Raw genomic sequence first — 25,995 nt, forward strand, 5'->3', positions numbered from 1 at the left:
GGCCGCATACTTCCTAACGGTCATCCCAGAGTACCCGGCGGCCTCCCGGGGTGGAAGTACCCACCGGGTCCCTTCCATGCCCCCGACTGGCAGCCTCTGCCCCGTGTGACCTTTGGCCCTATAAAACGCCGCCACCGGGCGGAAGGGTTGACCGTATCCAGCGCGGCAAAACACGAGGAAGCACGGCCATGACAATCCATGAACTAGTCGCCGTCGAAATCAACGACTTGGTGCAAAGCCGGGCAGCCGTCCTGTGGGCAGCCCGACGTGCCCAAGCGGCGGATGTCCCGCTGGCGGTCCTCCACGTCGTTGATGACCGTTGGGCGGCCGCGCTCGCCAAGTATTCGGGCAAGGCGTCCACGATGGTTATGGGATCGGGAAGCACACACCTTGGTTGCGTCCTGGCCGACAGGGCACTCCGGGTTGCGGCTACTGCAAAAGTTCCGGTTGCCGTGGCGGGGACAGCACCATGAAGAAGACCGGTGCAGTCATCCTTCTCGTTTTTCGGCATCCTTGTCTCGATCGTCGGCGCCACCATTTTGGCCGCAGGAGCAGTGGCCTCGGTGGTGGGGTCCGTCCAAGGCGACGGATACCTCACGTCCGGCACTGCACGGCTCTCCGTCGGTTCCCATGCCCTCACCTCGCCCGGGCTTGATGCCCTGGGCGAGGACGTTCCACCCCGGCTGCCTTTCGACGTCGGCACGCTTAGGCTGCGTGCAACATCCGTTGATGCAAGCAAGGAGATCTTCATTGGGATTGCTCCCCAGGCAGATGTAGAGCGCTACCTGTCCGGCGTGCACCATTCCGAGCTGCTTGAGGTGGACAGCCGGCCCTTCCGGGCTGAATACCGTGACATTCCCGGCACCGGCACGCCGGTACCTCCCCGGGAGCAACAATTCTGGAACGCATCCGTTGCAGGCTCCGGTGAACAGGAGCTGACCTGGGACTTGGCTGCCGGGAGCTGGGCGATCGTCATCATGAATGCCGACGCCGGCCCGGGCATCGATGCCCGCGTGCAGGCAGGTTTCCGCTCCGATCTGTTCCGGCCTGCCGCCAGCGGCCTGCTGGTGGCAGGCGCTGTCGCGCTCGCCGTCGGCATCCCCCTGCTGGTTTTGGGAGCGGTGGGACTGGGGCGCCATGCCGGCTCACAGTCCCGCGGACCGCAGCTGCCAGTGCACCATGGCGAACCGGACGACCGGGCTCCGTACCCAGCGAGGCTGGTGGGGGAGCTGGATCCCGCCTTGTCACGGGCCATGTGGCTGGTGAAGTGGTTCCTGGCCATTCCGCACTTCATCGTCCTGGTCTTCCTGTGGTTCGCGTTCCTCGTGACCACCATCGTGGCAGGGTTCGCCATCCTGTTCACTGGCCGCTACCCGCGGGCCCTGTTCGACTTCAACGTCGGCGTCATGCGCTGGAACTGGAGGGTTGCGTTCTACGCCTACGCCGCAGCAGGCACCGACCTCTACCCGCCCTTTACCCTGGCACGCACCGCCTACCCGGCGGACTTCGAGGTGGACTACCCCGAAAGGCTCTCCCGCGGCCTCGTGCTCGTTAAGTGGTGGCTCCTGTCCATTCCGCACCTGCTGATCGTTGCCGCCCTCGCCGGCACCACCTGGACCTGGCAGGCAGAAAGCGAAGACCTCGGAACCACCTATGAACGGGGTACCGGCTTGTCCCTGCTGGGAATCCTGGTCCTGGTGGCAGTGGTGGCCTTGCTCTTCACCGGCCGCTACCAGCGCCCGCTGTTCGACCTGATACTCGGCATCAACCGCTGGATCTACCGCGTCATGGCCTACACGGCCCTGATGCGTGATGAATACCCTCCCTTCCGGCTCGACCAGGGACCCGTGGACGCCATGCGGACCTTCGGCCCTACCCCTCCGGCAACCGCCGCGACAAAATACGAGGGACCACCGCCGCCACCTGAGGAGCTGAAATGAGCACAGCGGAAACACCATTTGCCCGGATTCTCGTGGGCGTCGACGGGTCAGAGCCGTCCGTCGAGGCGCTCCGGCAGGCCCAGCGCCTGGCGCTGCCCCTGGGCGCCAAGGTCCTCGCCACTGCCTACTGGGACTATCCCCAGGTGTACGCCGGCTACGTCATGATGGGCATCGAAGGCTTCCAAGAACGCGCCGGGCAGATCCTTGACGAGGCGGTGACAACAGCATTCGGCCCGGAGACGCCGTCGAACATCGTTGTGAGCCTGGTCCGGGGGCACCCGCGCGAGTCCCTGATCGAAGCCAGCCGGGACGCGGACATGGTGGTGGTTGGACGGCGGGGCCACGGAGGTTTCGGGGGCATGCTGCTCGGATCCGTCAGTTCGGCCCTCGTGTCCCATGCCCATTGCCCGGTGTTGGTGGTCCACACGCCCGAGGCAGATCAAATCAACTCCTAAAGGAGTTTGCCGTGAGCAGGCCGGATACGACCGGCAGCGGGCCGACGGATCCGCTGCCGGGGAATGGACGACGGCGGGCGGCCGCCATCGGGATCGCGGCCGCCTTGGTGCTCGTCGCCGTCGTCCTGGCCGTCCTGCTCCAGCGCCCCGCGGGGAGCCCCCAGCCCCCGGCCGGACCGTCACCGACGGGCGCGGCCGCCAGCGGCACCGCCTTCCCCACGCCGTCCAGCCCGTCTGCCACGCCGTCGCACCCCGGGCCAACCAGGACCGAGACCCCGGAGGCAGGACAGACTCCGGTGCAGCCGCCGGTCACCGTGCCTCCCGTACCCGCTACTACGCCACCCGCCCCGGACACCGTTCCGCCGCAGGACCCGTTGCCTGCCGGGCTGCGCAACCAGGACCTGACAGCTATCCCCGGCGGCGGTCGCGTCGTGGCGCTGACCTTTGACGCCGGCGCCAACGCGGAAGGCCTGCCGAAGATCCTGTCGACGCTGTCAGCCAAAGGAGTGGCCGGAACATTCTTCCTCACCGGAAACTGGGCCGCGAACAATCCGGACGGAGTCCGGCAGATCGTCTCAGCAGGGCACCGCGTGGGCAACCACTCCATGACCCACCCGGGTTTTACCGGGCTCAGCGATGCCCAGATCGTGGAGCAGGTCCGCGGGGCTGAGGAAGCCATCCTGGCCGCCGGCGCCGACCCGAGGCCGTTGTTCCGCTTTCCTTTGGGGGAACGGGATGGGCGGACCATCGCCGTGGTCAACGACCTTGGCTACACCGCCGTCCGATGGTCGGTGGACACACTTGGTTGGAAGGGGACCAGCGGGGGCATCAGCGCCCAGACTGTCTCCGACCGGGTCATGGCTGCGCTGCAGCCGGGCGAAATTGTCCTCATGCACATCGGCTCCAACCCGGACGATGGCAGCACCCTCGATGCCGACGCCCTGCCGCAGGTGATCGACCGGATCAGCTCCGCAGGTTACGGCTTTGCCACCCTCGACGCTTTACTTGCGCAGTAGGATCTTCGCCCTCCTTCATCGCCGCATCATCCGGGCGGTCGCTGGCCGAAGCGGTGGAGGGACTCCACGAGTTGACGGGAGAGGCCGCCCGCCACGGACACGGGCACGACGCCGGCCGTCACTGAGAGGCATCGGCCCCGGCTTGCTTTGCCGCCCCCTGAGCCCTCGCCGCCTCCGGGGCGTGGACAACCAGGACGGGACAGTGCGCATGGCTCACACACGCGGTGCTTACCGACCCAGGCACGAAGCCGCCGTGCCCGCGCCGTCCGACAACGAGGAGCAAGGCGCTCCGGCTCCCGTCAATCAGCAGGGGGCCGGGTTTGCCACGCACCAGCCGTGGCCGGACAGTGGCCGGCCGCTTGTCACCAAAGGCATCCGTGAGGGCCTGCTGCAACACCTGTTCGGCGGCGTATTTGAAACCTTCAATCCCTACCGCCAGATACACCCCGTACCCGGCCGGGACATCCCAGCATGCCCACGCTTCCACCGTGGCACCAAGCGGTTCCGCCAGCGTGGCCGCAACGCGCAGCGCCTCCACGGAGGCCTCGGATCCGTCCACTCCGGCAATAATCCTGGGGGTCCCCTCGGTTGCAGTCATCAGCTTCCCATCCTTTGTGACGCCTCTCCCCCAGAGTGGCCGACGACAGGCTTGCGGGGGTAGGGCCGAAGGTCACCGCGGGCCACGTGGCCCATGCGTCCGGACTGGCCAGGGTACGGCATTGTCAGAGGGCGCTGAATGAGACCGGACTTTGGTCCCTTCCAGAGGATGACGGAGCAGGAAAGAATGGGATCAGCCCCCTTCCGGAGGGCTGCCCCACACGAAAGGTGCAGGCTGGGGGCCGGAAGAATTTGGGAGTGCGGCGTGCAAAGGGAAGAGACAGGACCGGGAAACAGTCCGGAGCCCCAAGGACCGGTTCGGGTGTTCATCCTCGATGACCACGAACTCGTCAGGCAGGGACTCAAGGATCTGCTCGAAGGCGAGGGTTTCCTTGTGGTCGGCGAAAGCGGTTCGGCTGCCGAGGCCACGCGCCGGATACCCGCGCTGCACCCGGACATCGCAATTTTGGACGGACGCCTTCCGGACGGCACCGGCATCGAGGTATGCCGTGACGTGCGTTCCCTCGACCCCCGCCTGCGCTGCCTCATCCTGACAAGCTACGACGACGAGCAGGCACTCCGGGGCGCGGTCCTTGCCGGGGCATCGGGCTACATCCTCAAGCAGATCAGGAGTGATGACCTCCTTAACGGAATCCGCAGGGCTGCGGCAGGTGAGTTCCTCTTTGAACCGGGGGTGGAGCAGCGGGTGATGGCAGGACTGTCCCATGCGCCGACAGACCCGCGGCTGGAGGCCCTCAGCGCGCAGGAGAAGAAAGTCCTGGCCCTGATCGGCCAGGGCCTGACGAACCGGCAGATAGGCGATGACCTGTTCCTGGCGGAAAAGACCGTGAAGAACTACGTCTCCTCGATCCTCGCGAAGCTGGGCTTTGAACGGCGGACCCAGGCGGCCGTCTATGTCACCCGGAACGTACCGGACGCGTCCTGAGCGTTAATCCCGCGGCATACGTGCGGTCATTTGCGGGAGACACACCGTTACCCGGGTGCCCTCGCCGGGTGCACTGTCAATGGAACAGGTGCCGCCCAGCAGCTCGGCCCGGTGCCGCATATTCGCCAGGCCGCTTGTCTTTCCCGGCTCCTCGAAACCCTGGCCGTTGTCGCTTATGACAAGCTGGACCTGGTCCGCCGTGACGGTCACAGCAACGTTGATCGCGCCGGCCCCGGAGTGCCTCAACGCGTTGCTCAGGCCCTCCGTGAGGACGGGCAGCAGATGCGCCGCCAGATCCTCCCGCACCGAATCCACCGGCCCGTTGAGGGACACAGTGGGGTCTACAGGGTAGCTGCGAGAGTTGTCCCGAACGACCCGCAGGATCCGGCCGGTCAGGGGCTCCCGTTCCTCCTCGCCTGTCCGGAGGGAGTAAATGGTGTCCCGCAATTTCCGGATAGTGTCGTCCAGTTCGGAGGTGACCGCTGCAATGCGGTCGTTGGCCACCGGATCGAGGGTGTAGCGCCGCAGGCTCTGGATGCTCAGGCCGGCCGCGAAAAGGCGCTGGATCACGAGGTCGTGCAGGTCCCGGGCGATGCGTTCCCTGTCAGTGAACAGCAGGTTCTGTTCGCGGAGGGCATTGACCCGTGCCAGGTCGAGTGCCAGGCCAATCCTGCTCCCGAACAGGGCGCTCGAGTCGATGTCTGACTGCGCGTACACCGATGATCCCTTCGGACGGGCAAGCAACAGGGCGCCGTTAGCGCTGCCTCTGTGGCCAAGCGCGCAGACGAGGACGGGTCCCAGCTTTTCCGTGACCTCCTCACCAAAGAACTCCTGGGGGTCCCGTGCCACCGCCGACTCACCTGTTTCGAGGACTTTGGCAACCATCTCGGAAGCCTTGAGTTCCTGGCCCGCCTGGAGGCTCTGGGTGCCAAGCGAAGCGCGGCACCTTAGAACACCGTCACCAGCCGGGCCGGCGACTACCGCAAGGGAGGAACCGGAAACTTCCAAAGCGGTTTCCAGGACATGCTCCAGGGCTGCGTCGTCCGCCGTGTGGGAAGTCATGATGAGGCGGGTGCTGAGCTCCATTCCTGCTTCAAGCCACTTCTGGCGGCGCTTGCTGTCTTCGAAGAGGCGTGCGTTCTGGATCGCTACACCGGCGGCTGCTGCCAAAGCGACCGCAAGGTCTTCATCCTCAGGTGTGAAATCCTGGCCACCGTTCTTCTCCGTGAGGTAGAGGTTTCCAAAAACTTCGTCCCTGACCCGTACAGGGACCCCCAGGAAAGTCTTCATTGGAGGGTGGTTCGGTGGAAAGCCGGATGCTATCGGATGCTGGCCCAGGTCGTGCAGCCGCAGCGGCGTTGGCTCGCGGATCAGGAGCCCCAGGACACCGTGGCCCGTGGGCAGGTCCCCGATGGACCTGGTGCCCTCCTCGTCAATCCCCACCGTGATGAAGTGGCTCAGCTTGCGGTCTTCTCCGATGACTCCCAGTGCGCCGTACCTGGCGCCGACCAGCACGCAGGCGGACTGGACCACGCGATCCAGCACAGCTTCCAAGCTGAGGTCCTCCGCGAGCGCCACCACCGCCCCGAGCAGGCTATTGATCCGTTCCTGGGTGTCCAGCAGCTCATCTGCACGGGCGAGGAACTCGCGGAGAAGGTCTTCCGCTCGTTCCTTGATCGGGGACTGCCAGGGCCGGTCACTGCTCATGTCCACACCTCCTGGTGACAGCCTGCCTCATTGCAGATCGTCCCCATCAACAGACCGGTGGAGCGTGCGGCGCCGCGCCGGGAAGAATTGTCCCTCCCGTGGCAGGAAGGGAAATATGGCACCAGTGTAGAAGATCAGGTAACGGCCGGAAACAGGCCGTCGGGCCACTGCCGGAAGGCGCTGATAGACGGGTTTATTCCGCGGGACTTTCTTCCCTATCCCGGAACGGTTCCGGGACCTAAGCTACGGCCATGGAAACAGGCAAGCCCATCGCCGTCGGCATTACTGAATCTTCGGCCTCCAACGCTGCTGTGGCTTGGGCGGCTGCTCGGGCGAAAAAGCACAAAGTTCCCTTGGTTCTCCTGCATGTCCTGGATGACAGTTGGATGGTGGGGGAAGCCCTCCCCTACGTCGACGTCCTGCGCCAGTCGGGCCGTGACCAGCTCAAGGAAGTCGGGGAGCGCGTCCAGGAAATGGAGCCGGGGCTGCAGGTTTCACTCGAACTGCTCGAAGGGGCCATTGGTTCATCCCTGGGCGACTACTCAAAAAACGCGTCGATGCTGGTCCTGGGTTCCAGCGGGCACGTACACGGCGCAGTGACGGACAGGGCGCTGCAGGCCGCGGCCGTGGCGGAGTCGCCGGTTGCGGTAATTGGTCCCGGGCAGGACAACGGACGCGGCGTCGTGGTCGGCGTCGACGGGTCCCAGGAGTCCACCCAGGCGGTGGCATTCGCCGCGGCCGAGGCGGACGCGCTGGGCGAGGAACTAACAGTCCTCTACGCTTTCACCGGCCCCAACCGCTGGATCAAGGCAGGCCTCCCCTCCAGCAGGTTCGCCGCCCATGTCCTTGAGGAGGAACAGGTTGTCCTGTCCGAAACTGTGGCGGGGCTCAGGCAGCAGTACCCGGACATCGTGGTGCATGGCGTTCTGGAAACCGTTCTGGAACCGGCGGATGCCCTGATTCAGGCCGGCTCAAACGCCAGGCTCCTGGTGCTGGGCAGCCGGGGCAGGGGCAGCTTCGGACGGCTCCTTCTGGGATCCACCGCCCATGCCGTGCTGACCCGGCCGCCCTGCGCCACCATCATCACGCACCTGCGGAAATCCGAGCACAAGAAATAAACCGCATAACGGCCAAAGCAGCAGGGGTGAGGCAATGGAACCCCGCGACGATATCTGGACGGTTGCCCGCTTCCTGGAAGGCTCCCCCTCTGCCAAGGCAATCTATGAGGCGGCGGAACGCATGCCGTCCAGCCTCGGGCCGATGGATGTGAGGGTCAGCAAGAGCCAGATTTCATTCCGCCGGCGCCGCGGCTTCGCCTACCTGTGGCGGCCGGGCAGGTATGTCACGTCAAATATTCCACTGGTCCTTTCGATTCCCCTTCCGCGGCATGACGTATCCCCACGCTTCAAGGAAGTGGCCCACCCTTCCCCCGGCGTCTGAACGCACCACCTGGAACTCATGGACAGCAGGGCCCTCGATGGTGAGGTGCAGGAGTGGATGCGCGAGACGTATGCTGCGGCCGTCTGAGCCGGTGGGACCGCCGCAAGCCGGGCCCAACGGCAGTAGCCGTGTCCTATGTCCCCGGCGGCGTGTCACGGGCGGGGCCGCCGTCGGACCAGTCCGCGAGCGCTTCGGCCCGCAACAGCATGGTAAGTAGCTCGTTCAGCAGCTCCATTTGCTCGTCGCTGACTGCCATCAGCCGTTCGATTTCAGCTTTGGATTGCACGTCCTCCTTATGCCGGACGTGCCATGTGTTTTTTCGCTCACTCATGTGCCCAGTAAATGGCACCGGGAATGGGCACTGCGGGACTTTAGTCCCTAATACGGGGTCCCGTCCTCTGGCACGGTTGAGGGAAGCCCGAAGATGCACCATGGCTGGGGTGTTGTGTCCGGGCAGCCGCACCGGATGCCGGTGTGCCCACGTACTCCGGAGTGGCCCGGAGACAGAATGCTTGAGGGAGAGCAAACTTATGGCTGGAAGGTTCGAACTGTTTGCCGATGAGGACTCGCGGATCAGGTTCAGGCTTGTGGCGCCGGACGGCAGCGTCCTGGCCGTGTCCGGACAGTACGCGGACAAGTACCGCGCTGCGGCTGCCATCAAGGATGTCCGTGAATGCGCCGGCACCGGTTTGATCCGCGATCTTGCTCCTACCCTTGTCCTCGCCGGCGCAGCACGCCCGGGCCTGCAGGTCCGCTCGCCAGCGGTAGGCGCCCCGGGTTCCCTCGGTGCAGCCTGAAGGCCCGGCGGCCATGACGGTAGATCCAGCCCCAAAGGGCCCAGGTCCTCCGCGTCCAAGGCCTGGTCACGGCCGAGGCGTCACCGACAGGGACTCGTCCAGACCGGCAACCAACGTCCTGGTGTCCGTGGTGGAAGGACTACATGCTTGCTTCCCCCGGCTTGCCGTGCCTGCTTAGATAAGCGGGATAGGCAGTGCCCCACCACATCAGGATGGAACTTCCCCGGAGGCCCTTCCAGTGCCTAAGGTCCCCGGACCAGGAATGAGGGAGCGATGCAGGAGAACGGCGCCATCGTTGCCGGCTATGACGGGTCGGCTGAAGCTGTGGCAGCAGTCCACTGGGCAGCGCACCAGGCGGACCTGCGGGGTTGCCCCCTGCACGTGGTGCATTGCTCCATTTGGCCCCTGTTGACGAAGAATCTGGGCCCGGTCCCCGGCATTGCTGACAGCGGACTCGAGCGCTCCTCACAGGCAATCCTTGAGGAAGGAATAGACAAAGCCAGGGCGGCCGTACCCGGGCTGGACGTTGAGGGGACGCTGTTGCACGGGCTGCCCGCATCCCACCTGGCCCAGCTTTCTGCCGGCCAGCGGATGGTTGCCGTAGGCAGCCGGGGCCTGGGCGGGTTCCTTGGCCTGCTGGTGGGATCGGTGAGCCTCGAACTGGCCGCCACAGCCGGCTGCCCGGTTGCCGTCATCCGCTCCGATATCCACCCTGCCGGGCCCGTCGTCGTGGCCGTCGACGCATCAGGGTCCCCCACGGCGCTTGAAGATGCCTGTGCCATGGCGTCAGCGTCACGGGCAGGACTCATGGTGGTCCACGTCCGGCACACGCCTGCCGGGCACCGGCAGGCGGATCCGTATAACGCACTTGCCGCGGATGAGGCAGCCGAAAAAGTCCTAGGCGCCGCCCTGACCCGCGCCCGGGCCCTGGCACCCGGTATTCCTGTTGACGGCGCGGTTCTGGCTGATACGTCAATACCGCACGCCGTCCTCAAAGCCTCTGCCCAGGCGAGGATGCTGGTGGTGGGAACGCAGGGACGCGGGTTCCTTCGGGAGACGATCGGTTCAACGGCGCACGCGGTCCTTCACCACGCACGGGGCCCGGTCCTCATCTCCCGCCGCGGACCGGCGGAGTGACCGCGCATGGCAGGAATCGAGCACGGAGTGGACCTGGCCGGGGTAATCCTGGTCTGGAGCGCCAGGCACTGGAACCGCTGGAACTACCCTGCCGCCGTCGAACAGGTCCTTCGGTCGGGACGCATCCTTGACCGCTGGGAAGTTGGTTCCAGCCGGAGCATTCGGCCGGGTACCGAGGCGTGGCTGCTCTTCCACGGAAGCAGCGGCGCGGGCAGCGGCCTGATAGGGCACGGTGTTGTGGTCTCCGGAACCGCGGAGGCGGGCGGTGGCACGGAAGGCGCTGCCGCCAGCCGATCCATGGGCGTGGCCTTCGACGCCCTGTTGCCATTGGGCGACCAGATTTCTTTGGCCACCTTGACTACGGAAGTCCCTGACATCCACTGGGCCGACGCAGCAAACTCCGCCCTCCTGTCCGTCCCCACGCGGGCGGACCACAGCCTTCGACGGCTCTGGCGGGAGCAGGGACCAGAGGCAGTGGACCCCTTCGACGTTGTTCCCGGCGCCTATCCCCCAGAGGCAGCCGCCACCGTGGGCGTCAACCGATACGAGCGCGACGACGACGCACGCCGCGTGTGCCTGGCCTTCCACGGAACGGCTTGCGCCGCCTGCGGCTTCTCCTTTGAAGCCTCCTATGCGGACGTGGGCAATGGGTTTATCCACGTGCACCACACAGTGCCGGCGTCCCAAGTGGGGGCCGGCTATGAGCTGGATCCCATCACAGACCTTGTGCCGCTCTGCGCCAACTGCCACGCCATGGTGCACCGGGGCGTCCGTACGCCGCGCACGGTCCAGGAACTGCGGAACATCCTCTCCGCAGCAGGCCACCTGCGGGGCGAAGTGGTGACCGAGCAGGCGCTGGAGGCGCAGGAGAACGCCCGGCGCCTCCTGGACGGGCAGGCGGACTAAGAGCCTACTGCCCCCGCTACTGCCCGGCCGGCGTTGTCCCGAACATCAGGGTCCGCCGGCGGACGTCGTAGTAGACCGTTCCGGAGCGTTTCAAGAGGTTCTGGAGGACCTCGGCATCCTCGGCGTCAAGGGTGAGCACTTCCTCCCACGCCCCTTGGTCAAGGACCAACTGGAGGGTCCAGGTGCCAGGCTTTCCCGCATCTCCGGCCACCCAGCTGAATTGGTAGTGGTTAACCTGGCGGACCTGGATGCTGTCATCGGTGATTGGTTGTTTTGGTGCGGGGCTCATGGTCACTCCTGCATAGGTGTCGGGCCTGCTGGATAAGACAAGAACCAATGTAGACCCGGCGGCCATCCTGATCCAGAGCTTCAGCCCGGCGTGCTGATCAAAAGTCTTGCCGCGACCGGAAGCCTTAATCAGGATGCAGTGCCCTTGACGGGTGCAAAACGTTTTGCATATAGTGATGCAGGCAACATACAAAACGTTTTGCAAAGGAAGAGTCAATGGCGACGAAGGTGAACATACGGGACGTGGCAAAGGCTGCCGGCGTCTCTGTTACCACGGTGTCGCATGCCCTGAGCGAAACGCACAGCTCCCGGGTCAATGCCCGCACGGTGGAGCACATCAAGGCAGTAGCCGGCGATCTCGGCTACGCCCCCAACCGTCTGGCCAGCGGGCTGCGGAACCAGCGCTCCCAGATCCTAGGGCTGGTCAGCGACGAGATCACCACCACCCCTTTCGCGGGCGCCATGATCCAGGGTGCGCAGGATGCCGCCTCGGAGCACGGGCACCTTCTGATGGTGGTGAACTCCGGACTCGACAATGAACTTGAAAGGCACGAGATCCGGGCCCTGAAACAGCACCAGGTGGACGGGATCATCTACGCCCGCATGTACAACCAGCTGGTGTCCGTCCCCGAAGAGCTCCAGGGCATGCCCACCATCGTCCTTGATGCCACCACGGACAACCCCTCGCTGTCCTCGGTGGTGCCGGACGAGTTCGGTGCCGGCGAATCGGCCGCCGGACTCCTGGCGGAGGCAGGACACCGCAGGATCGCCATGATCAACAACGAGGACGATATCCCCGCCGCCCACGGACGCCTGGCAGGCTTCCGGGCGGGGCTGGAACGTCATGGACTTGGACTTGGACCCGGCCAGCTGGTGTCCGCCCATCCCAGTACCGCAGGAGGCAGGGAGGCTGCACTCCGCCTGCTGTCCGGAGCGGAACGGCCTACAGCGCTGTTCTGCTTCAACGACCAGATGGCGATGGGCGCCTACCAGGCGGCCGGCCACCTTGGCCTGAAAATCCCTGCCGACCTGTCGGTGGTCGGCGTCGACAACCTTGAACTCATCGCCGACGGCCTGTGGCCGGGGCTGTCCACCGTGGCGCTCCCCCACTACGAGATGGGCCGGTGGGCCGTCCTCCAGCTGCTTGCCGAACTGGAAAATCCCGAAACTCCCCGCGCCCACGAGTCCAGCAGCTGCCCGCTCGTGGTGCGGGATTCTGTCGCCCCTCCCCGGGGCTGACCCTGCCAGCGGCTGCCAAAGCGGCGGCCGCACCCCGATAACACCACCCTTGCCCCAACAAAACGGGAACGCAGCCGTTGCAGCGGCCGCGTTCCCTGCAGGACCCTCATCAATCCCTCCTGTCCAAGCAGAAAGACTGACCCATGAACACGAAGTTCACCAAGATCCTGGCGACCAGCATAGCTGCCGCAGCCCTCACCGCCACCCTCGCAGGCTGCGGCAAAGGCAGCGCCTCCTCCTCATCCGAGGGCTCCGGCGAGATTGCCCTGTGGACCCACAATGCCGGCAATCCCGACGAACTGGCCGCAGTCCAGAAGATCGTTGACTCCTACAACGGCAGCCAGGACAAGGTAAAGATCAAGGTCCAGGCCTTCCCGCAGGACTCTTACAACGATTCCGTGGTTTCGGCGGCAGCTGCCGGGAACCTGCCCTGCATCGTGGATATCGACGGCCCCAACGTGCCCAACTGGGCTTGGGCCGGGTACCTCGCACCCCTGGAGCTGGATGCAGACCTTTCGAGCCAGCTTCCCAGCACCGTGGCCGAGTGGGACGGAAAGCCCTACGCGGTGGGCTACTACGACGTCGCCCTGGCCATGATGGCCCGGGCCTCGGACCTGGAGGCTGCCGGCGTCCGCGTTGCCACCATGGAGCAGCCCTGGACCAAGGAGGAGTTCCAGGAAGCCCTGACCAAGCTCAAGGCGCTGGGCAAGTGGGAACACCCGCTGGACCTGGGCACCGCCGGCACCGGTGAATGGCTCCCCTACGCCTACTCCCCCTTCCTGCAGTCCTTTGGCGGCGACCTCGTGAACAGGGACGGCTTCCAAAGCGCCGAGGGCGAGCTCAACGGGGACAAGGCCGTTCAGTGGGCCGAGTGGTTCCGGGGCCTGGCCGACCAGGGCTTCATGGCAAAGAAGAGCGGCAAGGATTCCACCCAGGACTTCCTGAACAACAAGAGTGCCATCGTCTATACGGGCTCGTGGGCCGGGGACAAAGCCAGGGCCGCACTCGGCGACGACCTGGTGGTGATGCCGCCGGTGGACCTGGGCGAGGGCCCCAAGATCGGCGGCGCCTCCTGGCAGTGGGGCGTGACCAGCGGCTGCAGCAACGCCGAGGCCGCCATGGACTACCTCTCCTACTCGCTGAAGCCGGAGAACATCGCCGCGGTGGCGAAGGCCACCGGCGCCATTCCGGCCAGCGAAGAGGCGGCAGCGCAGATCCCCAGCTTCGCCGAGGGCGGTGCAAACCGGATCTTCATGGACTTCTCCCGGGAGTACGCCGTGATGCGTCCCGAAACGCCCGCCTACCCCTTCATTGCCACCGAGTACGGCAAGGCCGTCCAGGACATCCTGAACGGTGCGGACGCCAAGTCCACGCTGGATAACGCCGTGAAGGCGATCGACGCCAACATCAAGTCCAACGGCGGCTACAAGAACTAGCCGGAGCCGCGGGAGGACTTCCGGCCAAACAACGCCGCAGTCCTCCCGCAGCCCGACCTACGAAAGATCCCTCATGGCAACTGACCTTCCCACCCGCCCGCGCCCTGCCGCCCACGGCGCCGCACTGCCGCCGTCGAACGCTGACGTAAAGCCCCGCAGGACCCACCGCCGGCCCGGCTTCCGCCGCGAGCAGCTCAGCGGCTGGGGCATGATCGCCCCGGCGGCGCTGCTGCTCCTGGCCTTCATCTTCATCCCGGCCATCCTCGGGTTCGGGCTGGCCTTCACCAACGCCCGGCTCATCTCGCCGCGTCCGGTCGAATTCGTGGGCCTGGACAACTTCGCCAGGCTCTTCTCGGACCCCACGTTCTACCGCGCCCTGCTCAACGTCGCCTACTTCACCGTGGTCATCGTTCCGGTGCAGTCCGGCCTGGCCCTGGTGATGGCGCTGCTGATCAACAAGAAGTTCCGCGGCGTGAATTTCTTCCGCACCGTGTACTTCCTGCCCGTGGTCACGTCCATGGTGGTGGTCTCGCTGCTGTGGCTGTTCATGTACCGCAAGGACGGCCTGGTCAACGAGATCCTGTCCGCAGTCAGCTTCGGCCTGATCAACGGCCCGGACTGGCTCGGGGATCCGAATACAGCGATGCCCGCCATCATCATCCTGTCCATCTGGCAGGCCGCCGGGTTCCACATGATCATCTGGCTTGCCGGGCTGCAGGGCATCTCCGGGGAGCTGTACGAGGCGTCGCAGCTGGACGGCACCAGCCGGTGGCAGCAGTTCCGCTACGTCACCTGGCCCGGCCTGTTCCATACCCGCAGCCTTGTCCTGGTCACCATCACCATCCAGGCCCTCGGCCTCTTCGACCAGATCAGCGTGATGACCCAGGGCGGACCCATGGACTCGACCACCACCATCATTTACGAGGCCGTCCAGTCCGGCTACCGGCAGCAGGAGACGTCCTACGCCTCCGCCATCTCGCTGGTGTTCTTCGTCCTCGTCCTGATCGTCTCCGCGGTGCAGCGCCACCTCACCCGGGAGAAAGACTGACATGAAAAACCAACTGCTCCTGAAAAACGCCGGCACCATGCTGGTGCGCATCCTCTTCGCCGTCGTGGCCGCGTTCCCCATCGTCTTCATGCTGGTGTCCTCGCTCAAGCCGGACCAGCAGATCTTCGGTGATATGTCCTCGCTGGCAGCGTTCCTTCCGGTGGGCAACATCTCCTTCGACAACTACGCAGCGGTCTTCGACCGTGTCCCCGCGGCCCGCTTCCTGCTCAACTCGGTGGGCGTCTCCGCCGTCACCGTGATCCTGGGCATCTTCGTCAACAGCCTCTGCGCCTTCGCCCTGTCCCGTATGCAGGTCAGGGGCAAGAAGATCGTGTTCACCGCGATCCTGGCCACCCTGATCGTCCCCTTCCAGACCCTGGCACTGCCGCTGGTGTGGTGGGTCAACCAGCTACCCTACTTCGAGCTGAACGGCTTCAGCCTTGAGTTCTCCAAGGGCTGGCTGGACACCTACCAGGTCCAGATCATTCCGTTCATCGCCAACGCCTTCTCCATCTACCTGTTCCACCAGTACTTCGAGTCCATCCCCAAGGAACTGGACGAAGCCGCACGGATCGACGGGGCCGGCTGGTTCAAGATCTACCGCCAGGTGGTTATGCCGCTGGCAGGCCCCGCCACCGCCACAGTGGCGATCCTGACCTTCCTGCCGGCGTGGAACTCCTACCTCTGGCCCCTCATGGTGGTCCAGTCCGAGGAGCTGCGGCCCGTGATGATCGGCATCCAGTACTTCTTCCAGCTGAACGTTTCCTGGGGCGAAGTGATGGCATACGCCTCCCTGATCACCGTTCCGGTGGTGGTGCTCTTCATCGCCTTCCAGCGTTCATTCGTCAACAGCATCGCCTCCAGCGGCGTGAAGGGCTGAACCATGGCTTCACTTTCGACGGCGGCCGGCGCGCCGGCAGCGTCCCTCATTGACCGGTTCCGCCCCCAGTGGCATTACTCCGCAGCGCGGAACTGGCTCAATGATCCAAACGGGCTGGTGTACCTCAACGGCACCTACCACCTCTTCTACCAGCACAACCCCCTCGGCACGGACTGGGGCAACATGTCCTGGGGCCATGCCACGTCCCGTGACCTGCTCCACTGGGACGAACAACCGGTGGCCATCCCCTGCGATGACCAGGAAGCCATCTTCTCCGGCTCGGCCGTGTTCGACGAGCACAACACCAGCGGCTTCGGCACGACGGACACACCTCCGCTGGTTGCCATCTACACCAGCGCGTACAGTGAGGCCTCCCCGCTGGCCGGGCGGCAGGCCCAGTCCCTCGCCTACAGCCTGGACGAGGGCCGAACCTGGACGAAGCACCAGGGCAATCCCGTCCTGGACCGCGCCTCGGCGGACTTCCGCGACCCCAAGGTCTTTTGGTACGACGGCGGCGGCGGAAGTTACTGGGTGATGGTCGCCGTCGAAGCGGTGCAGCGGCAGGTGGTGCTGTACAAATCCGCCGACCTCAAGTCCTGGGAGTACCTGAGCACTTTCGGCCCCGCCAACGCCACCGGCGGGGTCTGGGAATGCCCGGACCTGTTCGAGCTGCCGGTGGACGGAAACCCGCGGGACACCCGGTGGGTCCTCGTCGTGAACATCAACCCGGGAGGCATCGCCGGCGGTTCGGCAGGACAGTACTTCGTGGGAGAGTTCGACGGCGTGGCGTTCCGGTCAGGGTCGACCGTCACCGAGGGGCTCCAGAAGGACGACTCGCGCATGCGCGAGTACGGCTGGCTGGACTGGGGACGGGACTACTACGCCGCCGTCTCGTTCAGCAACATGCCGGACGGCCGCCGAATCATGATCGGCTGGATGAACAACTGGGACTACGCCGGTTCCACGCCCACCGGAGACTGGCGCAGTGCCATGTCACTGCCGCGGGAGGTCACGCTCACCCGGGTGGACGGCAGGGTGGTGCTTCGGCAGGAAGCCATCGGTTTCTCCGGCGAGACGGATGGCCAGGGCTTCCGGCTTGGTCCGGGGCCTTTGCCGCCGGGAGTGGCGGAGCTTCCCGTGGCCGCGGCGGTAGCGCGCATCGATGCCGAATTCCGTCCGGGCAGCGCCGCGGCAGTGGGCCTGGTCCTTCACGCAGGCGATGCCGGGCGGACGCTTCTCACCTATGACACCGGGCAAGGCATACTGCGCCTGGACCGGAGGGAGTCAGGAATTACCGGTTTCCACGAAGCCTTCCCCTCAGTAGAGGCCGTGGCCGTGCCGCTGCGGGAAGGCCGCCTGCGCCTGCGGGTGTTCCTTGACCGGTGCTCCGTTGAGGTCTTCGCCCAGGACGGGGTCGCCACCATCACGGACCTGGTGTTCCCCGCTGAGGAATCCACCGGGATGGCGCTCTTCGCGGAAGGTGAGGGCGCGCAGCTCGTGGCGCTCGACGTCGTCGGACACTGAATGCCCCGGGACCCGGACCCTGGAGCCCGCGCGGAACCCGCGGGATTGGTTCAAAATGTGAATCCGGACACTCACTTTCTGCCAGTCGGGGTTATCCTCAAAGGGCGTATCCAGGTGCCGGGGGCTAGGCGCACCGCGGTGTCATTGCCGCGGGCCAGTTTCATCATTTGCATTCACGCCGGGGGAACCCGGGGGATTTCAAAGGAAACGAGCATGGGCCGTCGACGCGCAGCAACTGACCCGAGCTATCCGCGCTGGGTGTGGATCGCCGCGGCAGCCACGGTCGCGCTTCTCGTTGTTGGCGGCGCGTTCGTGTTGCGGGTGCTGATCTTCCCCGCCGATCCAGGAGACGGCGGCGGCCCATCAGCAGGGAATGGCAGCACCCCTGCCCCAGGTGAACCCCTGGCGCAGGACAGTCCTGCTGCCACCGCCGGAGGATCTCCGTGCATCGCCTTGAAAATCCTCACCTCGCTCGAGAACGCTGACATGGTCCGTGCCTTGGCTGCCGGGTACACCGCGAAACCCCGCAGCGTGGACGGGAAGTGCGTGGCACCCGAAGTCAGCCAGGAAAAATCCGGCACGTCCGCCGGGAAGGTTGCTGCCCAGTTCCCGGGCGTCGCAGCCGGCGACCGGCCCGCCGTCTGGATGCCGGACTCTTCAGCCTGGCTGCGCATCGCAGGAGCAGGTGCCGGGGGCAGCCAGGTCCCGCAGGAAGGAAGGAGTGTTGCGCGGAGTGCCGTCGTGGTGGCTATGCCGGAGAGCATGGCTGCTGCACTCGGCTGGGACAGCAAAGCGCCCTCGTGGTCCGATGTCTTCAAAACCGCGGAGGACCAGGGCGTCTGGGAGCGCCTCGGCCATGCCGACTGGGGAAAGTTCAAGTTCGGCAAGGCCAGTCCGCTGGTCTCGACGTCGGGCCTCATGGCCCTTGCCGCTTCCTACGGTGCCGCCGGCGGGAACGTGGGAGGTCTGGACGGCATGGACCTGGAAGCGGCTTCCCTGGTGGACAAAGTGCGTGCCGTGGAGCTGCGTACCAGCCACTATATGGCCACTCCCGAGCATTTCCTGTGGCACGTGCGGGAAGCCGATGACGCCGGGAACGTCGCGGAATTTCTCTCCGCCGTCATCGTGGACGAGAAGTTTGTCTGGGACTACAACCGCGGGGTAGTGAGCGAAGACGGGATTACGAAGCAGTCCGGTCCCCCGCCCCAGGAACCCCTCCGTGCCATCTACCCCAACGATGGCGTGCAGGTGGCGGATAACCCGGCCGTAATCCTTAACGGCGATTGGGTTGAGGGCCGGCAGCGCTTGGCAGCCGAGGATTTCCTCCGGTTCGCTGTGACAGAGCAAGGCCAGCAGATCGTAAAGACTTCCGGATACCGGACCCTTCAGGGTGACCTGGACCCCGGGGTGGCAGGGACCGGACGGTACGCTGAAACCCTCCAGCCGCTGCCGCTTCCCAAAGCAGAGGCCCTTCTTGCCATGCAGGACAGCTTTCCTGAAGTCCGCAAACGCGCCCGGGTCCTGTTCCTGGTGGACGTCTCCGAGTCTATGGTGCAGGATCCCGCAGCAAACAAGCTGCAGCGGGCCAAGGATGCCGTTCTCAAGGCCCTGGACCATTTCACCGATGAGGACGAAATCGGGCTGGCCGCTTTCTCCCATGAGGGTGACGGGCCCTTGACGCCGGGCATCGTCAGCCCGGTAGCGCCGCTCGAATCCAACAAGGAAGACATCACGGCCAAGCTCCGCGAGCTTCAGGCTGTGGACGCAACACCCCTTTTTGAAGCCGTCAGCCGCTTCGCGGGCGAGCAGGCCAAGGAATACAAGGAAGATTTCATCAACACCATCGTGCTGCTGAGTGACGGCAAGAACGACACCACGCACCCCGGAGACCTGGGCGGGCTCTCTGAACAGCTGAACCATCAGAACCATTCGACGCCGGTGCTCGTTTTTACCCTCGCCTACGGCCCCGAGGCAGACGTACCCACCCTGCTGGAAATCGCCAAGGCAAGCGGCGCCCACTACTACGACGCCACCGATCCGAACCGGCTCGAAGAGGTGCTTGGCGAACTGGTGACCAGTTTCTAGGCCGGCGGTCCTGGCACGTTTCCGGCCCGGGCTGCCGGCGAACGGGATAATGCTAGTGCCCATGCGCCGGCCACTCCGATGGCAATCAGGAGGGTGACAAAGCCGATCGCCGGCGCACCCGTCCATGCCAGGGCGTCGCCATACCGCAGCAGGGCAAGTGTCTGCAGAATGACGAACGCAACGGAGGTCAGGGCAACGGGGCGGACGGTGCGGAGGTCCCCGCTGAACTGGCCCTGCGCGGCGGACCACCCCAGGCCCACCAGCCACGCTCCGACGGCCCTCGCAGTGAGCTCGGACAATGGCCACGGCCACCACGTCGCGGCAGCAGCGGGTACTGCCAGGAGCGCCACGCCATACAACACCAGCACCCCGGCGATTCCCAGCAGGAGCAACCGCAGCGCGGGCGGCAGCACGGGCCGTCGCGCCGGCACGGACTTCGGGGCGGGACGCCGGGACCGGACCTGCATCCAGCCGATCACGAGCATCGCCACGGGCACGATGGCATAGATTGCCAGCCACGCCCAGGTGGCTATCTGGGCAAGGGGCCCGGCGGCTGGCGACAGGTGGAAGCGGTCGAGATGTATCAGGGTGACTCCAAGAGTCAGCGTAGTGAAGACGAACACGGGCCAGACTGCGAGCCTCGCTGACTCCCAGCTTTCTGAGCGGGCGCCCGTCACCTCCAGGCCGGCCGCCGACCAGTATGCCGCGCCGAGGAACACCGCGGTCATGGGCGGATTGACTGTCCATGCGAACCATTCCGCAGTCCGGAGCGGAAACACGAACAGCACCAGGCCAGCGAGAAACACGAGGAATGCGGCGATGTAGAGCAGCCACCGCATCGGCGCAATCACCGGTGCGGCGTCAGTTGAAGCGGACGTCACCGGAGAGCTCCTCGGGCGCGGCTGCCACACCGGGGGCGGCGGGCGGGGCGGGCAGGGGGTGCCCGGCCAGGTAGGCATGGAGCATCGAGACCACGGTGGCCCCGTCCCCCACTGCCGTAGCCACTCTTTTGATGGAACCGGCCCTGACGTCACCGATCGCGAAAACGCCGGGCATGCTCGTTTCCAGGGCCAAGGGCTGCCGGTCCGGCCTGGTAGCCCCGACCTTACTGTCGTCCAGGCTGGTGCCGGTCCGGAGAAAGCCGGCCTGGTCGCGCTCCACCGTGTCGGGCAGCCAGGAGGTCCGCGGCATCGATCCGATGAGCACGAACAAGCCGCCCGCTTCGATCTCCTCGGTTGACGTTGCGCCGCCGGCCCCGGTTGCGGCCACTTGCAGGCTGGCAAGGAATCCGTCCTGGTCGCGGGCCCCCACGATCGCTGTCCCGTACCGGATCGCCACGTTCCGGGTGGCCTCGAGCTGGGAGATGAGGTACTCGGACATGCTGGCCGACAGGGTGGGTCCGCGCACCAGCAGCGTGACCTTCTTCGCGTATTTCGCGAGGTGCAGGACGGCCTGTCCGGCCGAGTTGCCGCCGCCCACAACGCAGACGTGTTTTCCAGTCATCGACGGCGCCTCGGAGACCGTTGCCCCGTAGAAGACACCCCTCCCCACCAGGTTTTCAAGCTGGGGTAGGCCGAGGCGGCGGTAGTCCACGCCGGTGGCCACCACCACTGTGCGGCACCGCACCACGGTGCCGTCGGAAATCGATACCCGGTACAGGGCTCCATCGACGCTGAGCTTCTCCACTTTCCGCAGGAAGAGGAAGTCCGTGCCCAGGGTCCAGGCCTGGTGGAAGGAGCGGTAGGCCAGGTGGGCTCCACTGACGCCGCGGGAGAAGCCGGGGTAGTTGCGGATTAACGAACTGGTGCCGGCCTGGCCTCCCACGGCTTCCCCCTCCACCACGATGGTGGAGAGGCCTTCCGAGGAGGCGTAGACGGCGGTGGCGAGACCGGACGGACCGGCTCCCACCACCACAACATCAAAGACCTTGTCCGCCGGCGGTGGCCGCGTCACCCCAATGGCTTCGGCGATCTCAAGGTCGCTGGGGTTCTCGAGGACAATGGGGGCATCGGTGAACTGCAGCACCATGACCGGCAGCACCGGGTCCCGCAGGCCCAAATTCTCTAGTGTCCGTTGCGCCGTCTCTGATCCGACCGGGTGGAAGCCCACGGGGATGTGGTTTCGGCTCAAGGAGTCGCGCAACACGTGGGTCCTTTCGTCGCCCACCTGCCCGATCAGCCGGACCGCCTCGAACCCGACCCCCTGGGCCAGGTGCCAGTCATCGAGGGCATCGGTAATGGCCCCGTGGAACTCTTCGTCGCGCGGCCGTTCGGGACGAATGATCAGTAATTCGGCGTATCCCTGCCCGATCGCCCGGAATACAGTGGGGGCGCTGGCGAAGTCGCCCCACGTCACCACCACACCGCGCTTGGCGGCCGGGTGGAAGCCATAGGCCCGCCGCAGGAAATCGAGTCCGCCACGGTCAGCCGGGCCGTAGCATCCGAGGATAAGGGCCACCTGGCGGTTCCAGCGCCGGAGCCCCTCAAGCACTGCCCGCCCGTGGGCGTGGCCGGCGCAGGCCACCACTTCGTAGTCGGCGCCGTACCGTCGGCGTAGCTCATCTTCGAGGATGCGCCGGGAGGCCGGGTCCGGGGTGGCAATCAGCAGGATCGGAACCGAGTCGTCCATGGCCGCCGTCTTTCCGGATCAAGGGTTCGGTGGCGATCACGATACTCCCGCTGGGACAGGGGGGACAAGGTACGGAGATTCTGCCAGAATGAGGACGTCATGGAAGACCGCCCTATTCCCGGAATCAGCCCCGCCGCCACGCCCAGCGGAACAGGATGCGTGGAGTGCCTCGGCGGTGACGGCCCGGGATGGTGGCTGCATCTGCGCCGCTGCGCCCAATGCGGCCATATCGGGTGCTGTGATTCATCCCCCTCGCAGCATGCCAGTGCCCACGCACGCACCGATGGCCATCCAGTCATGAGGTCCTTTGAACCCGGGGAGGACTGGTTCTACGAACTCACCACGAAGAAGTTTTTTCGCGGCCCGCGGCTTCCCGATCCCCAGTCCAGGCCGCCGGAGCAACCGTCACCCGGACCGGCTGACAAGGTACCGGCAGACTGGCAGGAGCACATCCACCGCTGACCGCGGGCCGAATCAACCGCGCCGGCAGGGTCCGGCGAAGGATGCTGGGTAGGCTGGATGGATGGCGACAGTTATCCTCGTGCGGCACGGCCGCACCACAGCCAATGCCGCTGGACTGCTGGCGGGCCGGGCGGCTGGCGTCAGTTTGGACCAGACCGGGTGCGAGCAGGCAGCTTCGACCGGAGACCGGCTCGCGGTGGTGCCCCTGGCCGGCGTGGTCTCGAGCCCCCTCGAGCGTTGCCAGCAAACGGCACAGTTCATCCTGGAGCGCCAGGCTGGTAATCCTTCTGCGCTGGCCGAGCCCGACCTCACCGAGTGCGATTACGGCCAGTGGCAGGGCCGGATGCTCGGTGATCTCGCAACCGAAGACCTGTGGGCGGCCGTGCAGTCGCAGCCGTCCGCCGTCGTTTTTCCCGGGGGCGAATCCATGGCGACGATGCAGGCCCGCTCGGTGGCAGCAATCCGGCGCCACGATGCAGCCTTCGAAGCCGAATACGGGCCAGGAGCCGTGTGGGCGGCCGTGAGTCACGGTGACGTCATCAAATCAATCCTGGCCGACGCGCTTGGTATGCACCTCGATTTGTTCCAGCGCATTAGCGTGAGCCCTGCCTCCTTGTCCATCGTCCACTACGGTGCACTTCGGCCAAGCGTCCATGCGACGAACACCGACGCCGGGGATCTGTCGTGGCTGTCGAAGGGCATCAAAACCGGCGATGCGCCGGTGGGCGGCGGAGCAGGGCACACGGCGCCGTAGACCTCATGTGCCTAAGATACTGACATGCCCACACTTGTTCACGAGTTTGCCTGGCCTGACCGGGTCGTCATCGGCACCATCGGCGTTCCGGGGGCGCGCACGTTCTACCTGCAGGTACGGACCGGTAAGCAAATTGTGAGCATCGCCCTCGAGAAGCAGCAGTCGGCCCAGCTCGCCGAGAAGATTGACGAAATCCTCGATCAGCTCATCGCGCTGGAGGGCAACCCCTTCAGCGTTCCCACGGGTACCCCCATCGAACTCGTGGACAATGACCAGCTCGAGGCGGTCGAGGAGCAGTTCCGGACCGGGGCCATGACCCTGGGCTGGGACCCGACGACGGCGCAGGTGGTCATCGAGGCATACCCCATCATGGATGCCGATCCTGATGACGACGACGAATTAGTTGATGGGAACGGCGCCGAAGTGCCCGAAATGTTGCTGGTGCGGATGCCGGTTGGCACCGCCCGCGCTTTTGCCAAGCGGACACGGGAGGTGGTGGGTGCCGGGCGTCCCGCGTGCCCGCTCTGCGGCTACCCCGTGGACCCCGACGGGCACGTCTGCACACTGCCCGAGGTCTGATGCCGGCGCCCGACCTGCTCACTACCGAGCTGACCCTCACCGGTCGCATCGCGACGGCGTCGAACGCCACCTTCCTGGGCAGCATCGGCGACACCACGGTCGTTTACAAGCCGATAGCCGGGGAGAAACCGCTGTGGGATTTTCCCGACGGCTTCCTTGCCCACCGGGAGGTCGCAGCGTACCTGGTTTCCAAGGTCCTCGGCTGGAACGTGGTGCCACTCACCTGGCTCCGCGATGGTCCTTTGGGCGAAGGAATGGTGCAGCTGTGGCAGGAGTCAGACCCCGACCAGACTGCGGTGGATCTCGTTGCGGCGGACGACGACGTGCCCGGGAACGGGTGGAAACACGTCCTTGAGGGCCAGGATGAGAGCGGACGGAGAGTCGCCCTCGTCCACGAGGACACGCCGGCGCTTCGTCGCATGGCGGTGTTCGACGTCGTCGTGAATAACGCCGACCGCAAAGGCGATCACATCCTTGCCATGGCAGACGGACACCGGCACGGCGTGGACCACGGGCTCACCTTTCACCGGGACTACAAGCTGCGCACGGTGCTGTGGGGGTGGCTGGGAGAAACGTTGACCGCTGAGGAACGCGACGGCATCGATCGCATCATCGAAGGACTGCGCGGTGAGCTGGGCCGAAGCCTGGCGGACCTGCTCAACGCCGAAGAAGTCGCGTCGCTCGCAGCGCGCTGCGCCCGGTTGCACTCGGCAGGGCGGTTCCCGGCGCCAAGAGCTGAGATGCCCGCGGTGCCCTGGCCGTTGTTCTGATTTAGTCACGGCCACGGTCTTCGCAGCATGCTCCAAGATCAGGACAATGTGGTCGCTGTACAGCAGCCAGTCCTCACTTCTGGTAGGCAGGTGGGCATCCTGCGGGCAACTGCAGGAGCTGCCGCCCGGGAGCCGGGATGGTCCAATCGTGCGGCCGCTCAACGCCGACTGCTGCGAACGGAGATTCGAGGGCGCCCCAGCGAACGGGGCGCGCCTTTCCCGTGCTCTGTGCAAGGTGAACCGGCCACTGGCCAGTGCTCGCGCAATCTTCGGCTCCGATGGTGCGGAGTTTCGCCCGGACCTCATAGCCCTACGGTCCTAGACTTTCGGCATGCACCCCTTAGTGGCGGTCGGCCTGGTGTTCCTCACCGCGCTTGCCTGGATGGCGACCGTCCTCACTCTGTTGATCTCCTTTGCCAGGGCCCGCCGGCGGCCGACTGCTGCAATTCGGGATATGCGGGCCCAAAGCTCCAATAAGACTGCAGCTTAGACACAGCTTGGTGCCACCCTAAGCAGACCAATCATGGGCCACCGGGGGACTATCACGTGCCCTTCCGCCGCGGACCCTTTGCGCCCGCGTAGCCTATGGGCAACGACTATTTGGGGGAAGTAATGACTCTGACACCAGCCTTTGGCATTCTCGGCATCCTGTACGCGGTCTTCACGATCGCCGTGGGCGTCCTGGCGGTGTACGCCCTGGTCCTGGCCATTGTCTTCCTGCGTTTGCGGATTGCGGAGCTGAAGCGTGCTGCGCCACCTAAGAGTGACCCCCTGCGCTGATGAACAGAAGCAGTCCCTGGCCGTCCGCCGCAGTGTGTGTCATGGTCCCCGCGCTAACCCTGCTGGTGTTCGGCCTGGGAAATCCACTCGTCCAGCTGCTGCCCTGGTATGTGGCCGTCTACCTGCTGATCGGGGCGCGCATCTTCGGCCCGGACTCGCCGGGCTGTGGGTGCTGGGGATGATTGCATTCTGCGCCCGGGGTGTCCCCCGCCGCCGGAGGGCCATGCCCAATGACGGTGTGGCTGTCTAGGTCCCGGAGGCTTAAAATGACCATAGGTTTGCGCCCTTCTTACTCTCAGCTCGCCTAGGGTGCAGCGCCAGGGAGGGAACGCCATGGACGCCAGAGAGAATTCCGAGCCGCACGGCAACCCGTCGCCCGTCCATGTTAGATCGGCAGTGGCGACGGGGAATCCGGACCGATGGGCCGCAGTGGCAGGTCTGGTGTTCACCGCCCTGGTTCTTGCCGGCTTCTTCACGCCGGACTTGCCAGGTACCAACAGCCCGGCGGAGGACATCGAGGCCCAGCTTGCAGGGGACCGCACCGCCCACCAGATTTCGCTGTTGCTGGGATTTCTCGCCAA

The 25,995-nt window shown here is 65.6% G+C and carries 28 protein-coding genes and 1 pseudogene; 23 read left to right on the forward strand and 6 right to left on the reverse strand.

Translation table 11 applies throughout. From position 1 onward, the window contains the following. Positions 1-188: 188 nt before the first annotated feature. From AC5RT3_RS16620 to AC5RT3_RS16635, 4 genes and pseudogenes are all read left to right on the forward strand, one after another. Positions 189-473 carry a hypothetical protein gene (locus AC5RT3_RS16620; RefSeq protein ID WP_494124685.1) on the forward strand — a complete coding sequence of 95 codons (285 nt, stop codon included), beginning with the start codon at positions 189-191 and terminating at the stop codon, positions 471-473. Then, positions 470-1,940: pseudogene (locus AC5RT3_RS16625) on the forward strand (DUF4389 domain-containing protein). The gene AC5RT3_RS16620 and the pseudogene AC5RT3_RS16625 overlap by 4 nt, the downstream one beginning before the upstream one ends. Next, a complete protein-coding gene (locus tag AC5RT3_RS16630) occupies positions 1,937-2,395 on the forward strand; it encodes a universal stress protein (protein ID WP_494124686.1) in 459 nt (152 codons plus the stop codon). Before AC5RT3_RS16625 ends, AC5RT3_RS16630 begins: the two are co-directional and overlap by 4 nt. A gap of 11 nt (positions 2,396-2,406) precedes the next feature. Then, on the forward strand, positions 2,407-3,411 hold the full coding sequence (locus AC5RT3_RS16635) for a polysaccharide deacetylase family protein (RefSeq protein WP_494124687.1): 1,005 nt from the start codon (positions 2,407-2,409) through the stop codon (positions 3,409-3,411). Between the two features lie 118 nt (positions 3,412-3,529). Here the strand turns inward: AC5RT3_RS16635 and AC5RT3_RS16640 are convergent, their stop codons facing one another. Beyond that, positions 3,530-4,009: a universal stress protein gene (locus AC5RT3_RS16640; protein WP_494124688.1), complete on the reverse strand. Its 480-nt coding sequence runs from the start codon at positions 4,007-4,009 to the stop codon at positions 3,530-3,532. Between the two features lie 321 nt (positions 4,010-4,330). Here AC5RT3_RS16640 and AC5RT3_RS16645 point away from each other — a divergent pair, with 321 nt between their 5' ends. Continuing rightward, positions 4,331-4,954: a response regulator gene (locus AC5RT3_RS16645; protein ID WP_494124689.1), complete on the forward strand. Its 624-nt coding sequence runs from the start codon at positions 4,331-4,333 to the stop codon at positions 4,952-4,954. A gap of 3 nt (positions 4,955-4,957) precedes the next feature. On the opposite strand, the gene AC5RT3_RS16650 is transcribed toward AC5RT3_RS16645, so the two are convergent. Continuing rightward, the gene (locus AC5RT3_RS16650) at positions 4,958-6,661 is read right to left on the reverse strand and encodes a GAF domain-containing sensor histidine kinase (protein ID WP_494124690.1); all 1,704 of its coding nucleotides are present in this window, start codon (positions 6,659-6,661) and stop codon (positions 4,958-4,960) included. Between the two features lie 251 nt (positions 6,662-6,912). On the opposite strand from AC5RT3_RS16650, the gene AC5RT3_RS16655 reads away from it, so the two are divergent. Next, positions 6,913-7,779, forward strand: coding sequence for a universal stress protein (locus tag AC5RT3_RS16655; RefSeq protein WP_494124691.1), 867 nt, complete (start codon positions 6,913-6,915; stop codon positions 7,777-7,779). Positions 7,780-7,813: 34 nt separating this feature from the next. After that, a complete protein-coding gene (locus AC5RT3_RS16660) occupies positions 7,814-8,101 on the forward strand; it encodes a DUF5655 domain-containing protein (protein ID WP_494053114.1) in 288 nt (95 codons plus the stop codon). Positions 8,102-8,234: 133 nt separating this feature from the next. Here AC5RT3_RS16660 and AC5RT3_RS16665 read toward each other — a convergent pair whose 3' ends face one another. Then, positions 8,235-8,432 carry a hypothetical protein gene (locus AC5RT3_RS16665; RefSeq protein ID WP_494124692.1) on the reverse strand — a complete coding sequence of 66 codons (198 nt, stop codon included), beginning with the start codon at positions 8,430-8,432 and terminating at the stop codon, positions 8,235-8,237. Between the two features lie 199 nt (positions 8,433-8,631). On the opposite strand from AC5RT3_RS16665, the gene AC5RT3_RS16670 reads away from it, so the two are divergent. The 3 genes from AC5RT3_RS16670 to AC5RT3_RS16680 all read left to right on the forward strand — a co-directional run bounded on the left by AC5RT3_RS16670 (position 8,632) and on the right by AC5RT3_RS16680 (position 10,941). Beyond that, positions 8,632-8,898 (forward strand): YegP family protein, encoded by a 267-nt coding sequence (locus AC5RT3_RS16670; protein WP_494053113.1) that lies wholly within the window; start codon positions 8,632-8,634, stop codon positions 8,896-8,898. A 273-nt stretch (positions 8,899-9,171) separates the two neighbouring features. After that, the gene (locus AC5RT3_RS16675) at positions 9,172-10,035 is read left to right on the forward strand and encodes a universal stress protein (RefSeq protein ID WP_494124693.1); all 864 of its coding nucleotides are present in this window, start codon (positions 9,172-9,174) and stop codon (positions 10,033-10,035) included. 6 nt (positions 10,036-10,041) lie between these two features. Further along, on the forward strand, positions 10,042-10,941 hold the full coding sequence (locus AC5RT3_RS16680) for an HNH endonuclease (RefSeq protein WP_494124694.1): 900 nt from the start codon (positions 10,042-10,044) through the stop codon (positions 10,939-10,941). A gap of 16 nt (positions 10,942-10,957) precedes the next feature. Here AC5RT3_RS16680 and AC5RT3_RS16685 read toward each other — a convergent pair whose 3' ends face one another. Next, positions 10,958-11,230 (reverse strand): hypothetical protein, encoded by a 273-nt coding sequence (locus tag AC5RT3_RS16685; protein ID WP_494009326.1) that lies wholly within the window; start codon positions 11,228-11,230, stop codon positions 10,958-10,960. 215 nt (positions 11,231-11,445) lie between these two features. Between AC5RT3_RS16685 and AC5RT3_RS16690 the strand changes: the two genes are divergently transcribed. The 6 genes from AC5RT3_RS16690 (at position 11,446) to AC5RT3_RS16715 (ending at position 19,441) form a co-directional block, all read left to right on the forward strand. Next, entirely contained in the window at positions 11,446-12,468 is a 1,023-nt protein-coding gene (locus tag AC5RT3_RS16690) for a LacI family DNA-binding transcriptional regulator (RefSeq protein ID WP_494124695.1), read from the forward strand. Positions 12,469-12,611: 143 nt separating this feature from the next. After that, positions 12,612-13,904, forward strand: coding sequence for an ABC transporter substrate-binding protein (locus AC5RT3_RS16695; protein WP_494053109.1), 1,293 nt, complete (start codon positions 12,612-12,614; stop codon positions 13,902-13,904). Positions 13,905-13,977: 73 nt separating this feature from the next. Then, positions 13,978-14,952, forward strand: coding sequence for a carbohydrate ABC transporter permease (locus AC5RT3_RS16700; RefSeq protein ID WP_494124696.1), 975 nt, complete (start codon positions 13,978-13,980; stop codon positions 14,950-14,952). Between the two features lies 1 nt (position 14,953). Further along, entirely contained in the window at positions 14,954-15,832 is an 879-nt protein-coding gene (locus AC5RT3_RS16705; protein ID WP_494009330.1) for a carbohydrate ABC transporter permease, read from the forward strand. A 3-nt stretch (positions 15,833-15,835) separates the two neighbouring features. Beyond that, entirely contained in the window at positions 15,836-17,356 is a 1,521-nt protein-coding gene (locus tag AC5RT3_RS16710) for a glycoside hydrolase family 32 protein (protein WP_494053107.1), read from the forward strand. Positions 17,357-17,569: 213 nt separating this feature from the next. After that, positions 17,570-19,441, forward strand: coding sequence for a vWA domain-containing protein (locus tag AC5RT3_RS16715; protein WP_494124697.1), 1,872 nt, complete (start codon positions 17,570-17,572; stop codon positions 19,439-19,441). Here the strand turns inward: AC5RT3_RS16715 and AC5RT3_RS16720 are convergent. Both AC5RT3_RS16720 and AC5RT3_RS16725 read right to left on the reverse strand, forming a co-directional pair. Beyond that, positions 19,438-20,322, reverse strand: coding sequence for a hypothetical protein (locus AC5RT3_RS16720; RefSeq protein WP_494053105.1), 885 nt, complete (start codon positions 20,320-20,322; stop codon positions 19,438-19,440). The two genes, AC5RT3_RS16715 and AC5RT3_RS16720, sit on opposite strands and share 4 nt — an antisense overlap. Further along, positions 20,303-22,069 carry an NAD(P)/FAD-dependent oxidoreductase gene (locus AC5RT3_RS16725; RefSeq protein WP_494124698.1) on the reverse strand — a complete coding sequence of 589 codons (1,767 nt, stop codon included), beginning with the start codon at positions 22,067-22,069 and terminating at the stop codon, positions 20,303-20,305. Before AC5RT3_RS16725 ends, AC5RT3_RS16720 begins: the two co-directional genes overlap by 20 nt. Before the next feature lie 99 nt (positions 22,070-22,168). Here AC5RT3_RS16725 and AC5RT3_RS16730 point away from each other — a divergent pair, with 99 nt between their 5' ends. From AC5RT3_RS16730 to AC5RT3_RS16760, 7 genes are all read left to right on the forward strand, one after another. Next, positions 22,169-22,531, forward strand: coding sequence for a UBP-type zinc finger domain-containing protein (locus AC5RT3_RS16730; protein WP_494053103.1), 363 nt, complete (start codon positions 22,169-22,171; stop codon positions 22,529-22,531). A 61-nt stretch (positions 22,532-22,592) separates the two neighbouring features. Further along, entirely contained in the window at positions 22,593-23,285 is a 693-nt protein-coding gene (locus AC5RT3_RS16735; RefSeq protein WP_494053102.1) for an MSMEG_4193 family putative phosphomutase, read from the forward strand. Between the two features lie 24 nt (positions 23,286-23,309). Further along, positions 23,310-23,864, forward strand: coding sequence for a DUF3090 domain-containing protein (locus AC5RT3_RS16740; RefSeq protein WP_494053101.1), 555 nt, complete (start codon positions 23,310-23,312; stop codon positions 23,862-23,864). Then, entirely contained in the window at positions 23,864-24,634 is a 771-nt protein-coding gene (locus AC5RT3_RS16745) for an SCO1664 family protein (RefSeq protein WP_494053100.1), read from the forward strand. Before AC5RT3_RS16740 ends, AC5RT3_RS16745 begins: the two co-directional genes overlap by 1 nt. Positions 24,635-25,246: 612 nt before the next feature. Next, entirely contained in the window at positions 25,247-25,414 is a 168-nt protein-coding gene (locus tag AC5RT3_RS16750) for a hypothetical protein (protein ID WP_494053099.1), read from the forward strand. Continuing rightward, on the forward strand, positions 25,414-25,596 hold the full coding sequence (locus tag AC5RT3_RS16755) for a hypothetical protein (RefSeq protein WP_494053098.1): 183 nt from the start codon (positions 25,414-25,416) through the stop codon (positions 25,594-25,596). Before AC5RT3_RS16750 ends, AC5RT3_RS16755 begins: the two co-directional genes overlap by 1 nt. A 151-nt stretch (positions 25,597-25,747) precedes the next feature. Next, a partial coding sequence (locus AC5RT3_RS16760) for a hypothetical protein (protein ID WP_494124699.1) occupies positions 25,748-25,995 on the forward strand: 248 nt, incomplete at its 3' end.

It is taken from the genome of Arthrobacter sp. Y3221159, assembly GCF_059089885.1.

What these genes read in the sequence shown, in the direction of transcription:
- AC5RT3_RS16665 (WP_494124692.1), bottom strand. Translation starts at nt 8,432, where the DNA reads ATGAGTGAGCGAAAAAACACATGGCACGTCCGGCATAAGGAGGACGTG.
- AC5RT3_RS16740 (WP_494053101.1), top strand. Translation starts at nt 23,310, where the DNA reads ATGCCCACACTTGTTCACGAGTTTGCCTGGCCTGACCGGGTCGTCATC.
- AC5RT3_RS16710 (WP_494053107.1), top strand. Translation starts at nt 15,836, where the DNA reads ATGGCTTCACTTTCGACGGCGGCCGGCGCGCCGGCAGCGTCCCTCATT.
- AC5RT3_RS16640 (WP_494124688.1), bottom strand. Translation starts at nt 4,009, where the DNA reads ATGACTGCAACCGAGGGGACCCCCAGGATTATTGCCGGAGTGGACGGA.
- AC5RT3_RS16715 (WP_494124697.1), top strand. Translation starts at nt 17,570, where the DNA reads ATGGGCCGTCGACGCGCAGCAACTGACCCGAGCTATCCGCGCTGGGTG.
- AC5RT3_RS16750 (WP_494053099.1), top strand. Translation starts at nt 25,247, where the DNA reads ATGACTCTGACACCAGCCTTTGGCATTCTCGGCATCCTGTACGCGGTC.
- AC5RT3_RS16735 (WP_494053102.1), top strand. Translation starts at nt 22,593, where the DNA reads ATGGCGACAGTTATCCTCGTGCGGCACGGCCGCACCACAGCCAATGCC.
- AC5RT3_RS16650 (WP_494124690.1), bottom strand. Translation starts at nt 6,661, where the DNA reads ATGAGCAGTGACCGGCCCTGGCAGTCCCCGATCAAGGAACGAGCGGAA.
- AC5RT3_RS16695 (WP_494053109.1), top strand. Translation starts at nt 12,612, where the DNA reads ATGAACACGAAGTTCACCAAGATCCTGGCGACCAGCATAGCTGCCGCA.
- AC5RT3_RS16680 (WP_494124694.1), top strand. Translation starts at nt 10,042, where the DNA reads ATGGCAGGAATCGAGCACGGAGTGGACCTGGCCGGGGTAATCCTGGTC.
- AC5RT3_RS16685 (WP_494009326.1), bottom strand. Translation starts at nt 11,230, where the DNA reads ATGAGCCCCGCACCAAAACAACCAATCACCGATGACAGCATCCAGGTC.
- AC5RT3_RS16745 (WP_494053100.1), top strand. Translation starts at nt 23,864, where the DNA reads ATGCCGGCGCCCGACCTGCTCACTACCGAGCTGACCCTCACCGGTCGC.
- AC5RT3_RS16620 (WP_494124685.1), top strand. Translation starts at nt 189, where the DNA reads ATGACAATCCATGAACTAGTCGCCGTCGAAATCAACGACTTGGTGCAA.
- AC5RT3_RS16670 (WP_494053113.1), top strand. Translation starts at nt 8,632, where the DNA reads ATGGCTGGAAGGTTCGAACTGTTTGCCGATGAGGACTCGCGGATCAGG.
- AC5RT3_RS16705 (WP_494009330.1), top strand. Translation starts at nt 14,954, where the DNA reads ATGAAAAACCAACTGCTCCTGAAAAACGCCGGCACCATGCTGGTGCGC.
- AC5RT3_RS16700 (WP_494124696.1), top strand. Translation starts at nt 13,978, where the DNA reads ATGGCAACTGACCTTCCCACCCGCCCGCGCCCTGCCGCCCACGGCGCC.
- AC5RT3_RS16690 (WP_494124695.1), top strand. Translation starts at nt 11,446, where the DNA reads ATGGCGACGAAGGTGAACATACGGGACGTGGCAAAGGCTGCCGGCGTC.
- AC5RT3_RS16725 (WP_494124698.1), bottom strand. Translation starts at nt 22,069, where the DNA reads ATGGACGACTCGGTTCCGATCCTGCTGATTGCCACCCCGGACCCGGCC.
- AC5RT3_RS16755 (WP_494053098.1), top strand. Translation starts at nt 25,414, where the DNA reads ATGAACAGAAGCAGTCCCTGGCCGTCCGCCGCAGTGTGTGTCATGGTC.
- AC5RT3_RS16730 (WP_494053103.1), top strand. Translation starts at nt 22,169, where the DNA reads ATGGAAGACCGCCCTATTCCCGGAATCAGCCCCGCCGCCACGCCCAGC.
- AC5RT3_RS16660 (WP_494053114.1), top strand. Translation starts at nt 7,814, where the DNA reads ATGGAACCCCGCGACGATATCTGGACGGTTGCCCGCTTCCTGGAAGGC.
- AC5RT3_RS16630 (WP_494124686.1), top strand. Translation starts at nt 1,937, where the DNA reads ATGAGCACAGCGGAAACACCATTTGCCCGGATTCTCGTGGGCGTCGAC.
- AC5RT3_RS16675 (WP_494124693.1), top strand. Translation starts at nt 9,172, where the DNA reads ATGCAGGAGAACGGCGCCATCGTTGCCGGCTATGACGGGTCGGCTGAA.
- AC5RT3_RS16655 (WP_494124691.1), top strand. Translation starts at nt 6,913, where the DNA reads ATGGAAACAGGCAAGCCCATCGCCGTCGGCATTACTGAATCTTCGGCC.